At 63.5% G+C, this 5158-nt stretch carries 3 protein-coding genes; all 3 read right to left on the minus strand.

What is annotated here, in order from left to right; translation table 11 throughout:
- Positions 1 to 110 precede the first annotated feature (110 nt).
- Positions 111 to 2846: an aconitate hydratase AcnA gene (gene acnA, locus AC2VLV_RS15185; protein ID WP_486990781.1), complete on the minus strand. Its 2736-nt coding sequence runs from the start codon at positions 2844 to 2846 to the stop codon at positions 111 to 113.
- Between the two features lie 176 nt (positions 2847 to 3022).
- Complete coding sequence (locus tag AC2VLV_RS15190) at positions 3023 to 4474, minus strand: bifunctional 2-methylcitrate dehydratase/aconitate hydratase (protein WP_486990782.1); 1452 nt, start codon at positions 4472 to 4474, stop codon at positions 3023 to 3025.
- A gap of 24 nt (positions 4475 to 4498) precedes the next feature.
- Complete coding sequence (locus tag AC2VLV_RS15195) at positions 4499 to 5017, minus strand: hypothetical protein (protein WP_486990783.1); 519 nt, start codon at positions 5015 to 5017, stop codon at positions 4499 to 4501.
- Between the last annotated feature and the right edge of the window lie 141 nt (positions 5018 to 5158).

Genomic DNA, 5158 nt, shown 5'->3' on the forward strand with positions numbered 1-5158 from the left:
CGATCAAGGCGCAAAGCACAGCCGTGCCCGTCGGCACGGCGCGCATTTGCAACGCCGAGCGGGGGTGTTTGGGCGCGAGGAGCGGGCATGGCGGATTGGTTCACACCCTCTCAAGCCGCCAGCAACTGCCGCAGCACGAAAGGCAGAATGCCGCCGTTGCGGTAGTAATCGACCTCGATCGGCGTGTCGATGCGCAGCTTGAGCTTGACCTGCTGCTTGCTGCCGTCCGCCCGGGTGATGGTCAACAGGGCGTCTTGTTGCGGCCGCAGGGTATCGCCCAGATCGACGGCGAAGGTCTCGTCGCCCTTGATGCCCAGCGACTCCCACGAATCATTGCCGAGGAACTGCAGCGGCAACACGCCCATGCCCACCAGATTGGAGCGATGGATGCGCTCGAAACTGCGCGCCACCACGGCCTTCACGCCCAGAAGCTGCGTGCCTTTGGCCGCCCAGTCGCGGCTGGAACCCGTGCCGTATTCCTCGCCGGCGAAGATGACGGTGGGCGTGTCATCAGCGATGTACTGCATCGCGGCGTCGTAGATGAACATCTTCTTGCCAGACGGCTGGAACAGGGTCACGCCGCCTTCTTCACGCGAGCCATCGGCCCCGGCCGGAATCATCAGGTTCTTGATGCGCACGTTGGCGAAGGTGCCGCGCATCATCACCTCGTGGTTGCCGCGGCGTGAGCCGTAGGAGTTGAAGTCGGCCTTGAGTACCCCGTTGGCCTGCAGCCATTGCCCGGCGGGCGAGGTTTCCTTGATCGGGCCTGCGGGCGAGATGTGATCGGTCGTCACCGAGTCGCCGAACAGCGCCAGCGCGCGTGCGCCCTGTACCTGCAGCGACGTGGCCGCAGGCTGCATGCCGAACCCGGCAAAGAACGGCGGCTCGGCGATGTAGGTGCTCTTGGGCCAGTCGTAAACCTGCCCTTTCACCCCTTCGATCTTCTTCCACAGCTTGCCCGGCTGCGTGGCGACCTGCGCATAGTTCTCGCGGAACACCTTGGGGTTCATCGCGAACTTCATGAGCTTTTCGATTTCTTCGCTGCTCGGCCAGATGTCGCCCAGATACACGGGTTTGCCGCCCTTGCCATAGCCCACGGGCTCGGTCATCAGGTCGCGGCGCACCGTGCCGGCAATGGCATAGGCCACCACCAGCGGCGGGCTGGCGAGGAAGTTGCCCTTGATGCTGGGATGGATGCGCGCCTCGAAGTTGCGGTTGCCCGAGAGCACGGCGGCGCACACCAGATTGTTGGCGGTGATGGTGGCCTCGATGTCGGGCGCCAGCGGCCCGGCATTGCCGATGCAGGTGGTGCAGCCGTAGCCCGCGAGGTAGAAGCCCAGTTTTTCGAGGTAGGGCAGCAGGCCCGCTTTCTCCAGATATTCTGTCACCACGCGCGAGCCGGGGGCCAGCGAGGTTTTGACGTGTTTTTTCACTTTCAACCCGGCTTCGACGGCCTTTTTGGCGAGCAACCCGGCGGCCAGCAGCACGCTGGGGTTGGAGGTGTTGGTGCAGGAGGTGATGGCGGCGATGAGCACGTCGCCATCGGCGATCTCGATGCCTTCACTGGTTTTGAAGGTGCGGCTCAGGCGGTCTGCCGACTGGTTGAAGCCGTTGTCAGCCACAGGCGCCGAAAACAGTTTGTCAAACTGATGGCTGACTTCACTCAGCGCAATGCGGTCTTGCGGCCGTTTGGGGCCGGCCAGCGAGGGCTCGACCGTGCCGAGATCGAGGGTGAGAGTCTGTGAGTAGTCGATCTGCCCGGCCTTGGGCACGCCGAACAGCTTCTGCGCCTTGAAGTAGGCCTCGAACAGCTCGATCTCGCTCTTGCTGCGGCCGGTGCCCTTGAAGTAGTCGAGGGTCTTGTCGTCCACCGGAAAGAAGCCCATGGTGGCACCATACTCGGGTGCCATATTGCCGATGGTGGCGCGGTCGGTGACCGACAGGCTGGCCGTGCCTTCGCCGAAGAACTCGACGAACTTGCCGACCACCTTGGCCTTGCGCAGCATTTCGGTGATGGTGAGCACCAGATCGGTGGCGGTGACGCCGCCGCGCAGCTTGCCCTTGAGTTCCACGCCCACCACGTCGGGGGTGAGGAAGTAGACCGGCTGACCGAGCATGGCAGCTTCGGCCTCGATGCCGCCCACGCCCCAGGCCACCACGCCGATGCCGTTGATCATGGTGGTGTGGCTGTCGGTGCCCACCAGGGTGTCGGGATAGGCGACGCCGTCCTTGGTTTTATGCACGCCGCGGGCGAGGTATTCGAGGTTGACCTGATGCACGATGCCGAAGCCCGGCGGCACGACGCCAAAGGTGTCGAACGCCTGCATGCCCCACTTCATGAACTGGTAGCGCTCGCGGTTGCGCTGGAACTCGATCTGCATGTTCAGGTCGAGAGACTTCTTGTTGCCGTAGTTATCGACCATCACCGAGTGATCGACCACCAGATCAACCGGCACCAGCGGCTCGATGGATTTGGGGTTTTTGTGTTGTTGCGCGGCGGCGTTGCGCATCGCGGCCAGATCGACCAGCAGCGGCACGCCGGTGAAGTCTTGCAGCACCACGCGCGCGACGACGAAGGGAATTTCATCGGTGCGGGCAGCGTTGGGCTTCCAGTTTGCGACCTGTTTCACATGCTCGGCGCTGACCTTCTTGCCGTCGCAGTTGCGCAGCACCGACTCCAGCACGATGCGGATGGACACTGGCAGGCGCGACAGATCCGTGCCCAGTTCTTTGGCGAGTTGCGGCAGGGAATAGAACGACGCGGACTTGCCCGAGGCGGTCTTGAAGGTCTTGCGTGTTTTGGCGAAGGCGTGGGCTGGCGTGGCGCTGGCGGGTTTGGCTGGCATGAGGGTCTCCGGGGTCAGAGGGTGAGAATGAATTCGACGTGGCTGAGCAGCGCGCTCAAAGGGTTCCAATCAAGGCGCAAAGCACAGCCGTGCCCGTCGGCACGGCGCGCATTTGCAACGCCGAGTGGGACGATTTGGGCGCGATGAGCAGGCATGGCGGATTTGTTCTCACCCTCTTAGATGACGTACAGATCAACGTAGTCGTGCACAGGCGTGGATTCAAGCAAGTTCTGATCCAGCGACACGTCGAGAATGGTTTTTTGTTGCTTGCCCGGAAAGCGCCGTGCCAGGTTGGTGCGGAACTTGGCTTCGAGCAGAGGGATGCCGTCGGCACGGCGGCGCTTGTGGCCGATGGGATATTCCACTGCGACCTCGGGCAGCACCGAGCCGTCTTTGAGGGTCACGGTCAGGGCGTTGGCGATGGAGCGCTTTTCCGGGTCGTGATAGTCGCGGGTGTATTGCGGGTCTTCGACGCAGCTGATCTTGTCGCGCAGCGCGTCGATGCGCGGGTCGGCAGCGACCGTGTCTTCGTAGTCGCCCGCAGTGAGGCGGCCGAACAGCAGCGGCACCGCCACCATGTATTGAATGCAGTGGTCGCGGTCGGCCGGGTTGTTCAGCGGGCCCTTCTTGTCGATGATGCGGATGCAGGCCTCATGCGTGCGGATGACGATGCTGGCGATGTCTTCCGGGCTCTTGCCCGCTGCGCGAAGTTGCTGGTGCAGGGTCATGGCCGCTTCCACCGCGGTCTGGCTGTGGAACTCGGCCGGGAAGCTGATCTTGAACAGCACGTTCTCCATCACATAGCTGCCATAAGGGCGCTGGAACTTGAACGGCTGACCTTTGAACAGCACGTCGTAAAAGCCCCAGGTCTTGGCGCTCAGCACGCTGGGGTAGCCCATTTCGCCGGTCTTGGCGATGAGCGCCAGACGCACGCCGCGGCTGGTGGCATCTCCCGCGGCCCAGCTTTTGCGGCTGCCGGTGTTGGGGGCGTGGCGGTAAGTGCGCAGGCTCTGGCCGTCCACCCAGGCCAGCGAGACCGCGCTGATGATTTCGTCGCGGGACAGACCCAGCATGCGCGCGACCACGGCGGTGGTGGCCACTTTGACCAGCACCACATGATCGAGGCCGACCTTGTTGAAGCTGTTTTCCAGCGCGATCACGCCCTGGATTTCATGCGCCTGGATCATGGCGGTGAGCACGTCGCGCATGGTCAGCGGCGGCTTGCCCGCGGCCACGGCGTTGCGGCTGAGCCAGTCGGCAACAGCCAGGATGCCGCCGAGGTTGTCGGACGGGTGGCCCCATTCGGCCGCCAGCCAGGTGTCGTTGAAATCCAGCCAGCGGATCATCGCGCCGATATTGAACGCGGCCTGCACCGGGTCGAGCTGGAACTGGGTGCCGGGCACCTTGGCGCCATGCGGAACCACGGTACCGGGCACGATGGGGCCGAGCAGCTTGGTGCAGGCCGGGTATTCCAGCGCTTCCAGTCCGCAGCCCAGGGTGTCGATCAGACAGTTTCGCGCCGTGGAATACGCCAGTGCGCTTTGCAGATCGGTGTTGAGGACGTAGTCGGCTATGTCAGCCAGAACTTGGTCGGGGGCGGGGCGGACGTTGGAAATCGCTGAGGACATGGATCGTGGGTAAGGGAGAGCCCGTCAGGGCGAGGGAACGCAGTCGTCGGCCAGTCGCGTCATGTTCTTTTTGTCGAACAGCATGCTCTTGGTCGGGATCTGAATGAGGACGAAGCCGGCCTTGGCATCGTCGAAGTGGTAAGCGCCGGTGGAGGTGGGCTTGCGCTTGAGGATGTAGTTTTTCCGGTTCCAGGTCAGCAGCACGGCCTGGTCGTTGGCGCCTTCGATCTTGACGTCCATCGGCAGGCGGCGGCTGCCGCACACCATGCGACCGGCCTTGAGTGCAAACACCGGGTTCACATCGGGAAAGCCGTTTTCCGTGCCGGGCACGCGGGCGCCGGGAGCATTGCTGGTCAGCAGAGCCGGGGTGGCTGTAGCGGCAGTGGCCACGACGGTCAGCTCGGCCTTGGTGGTGCTGTGCGCGGCGACGGTTGCGGCATCCGCCGTTTTTTCCTTGCTGCCCTGCGCTTGCGCATGGGCAGGCAGCGCAAGCGCGCAGGACAGACCGACAACTCCGGACAGGAAAAAGAACTTACGTTTCATCTTGAACACTCCACGAACTGGAACACGGAAAAAAACCGCTCCAGGTCGAGGCGAGCGACAAGCCGGGCGCGTGGGCATGGCGAGAAGTGCGCGGGACGAGTCAAGGACGCTGTGCGAGCGGCACGAACTGCAAATTTTCCG

The sequence above is a fragment of the Thiomonas sp. TH-17 genome (assembly GCF_057473305.1).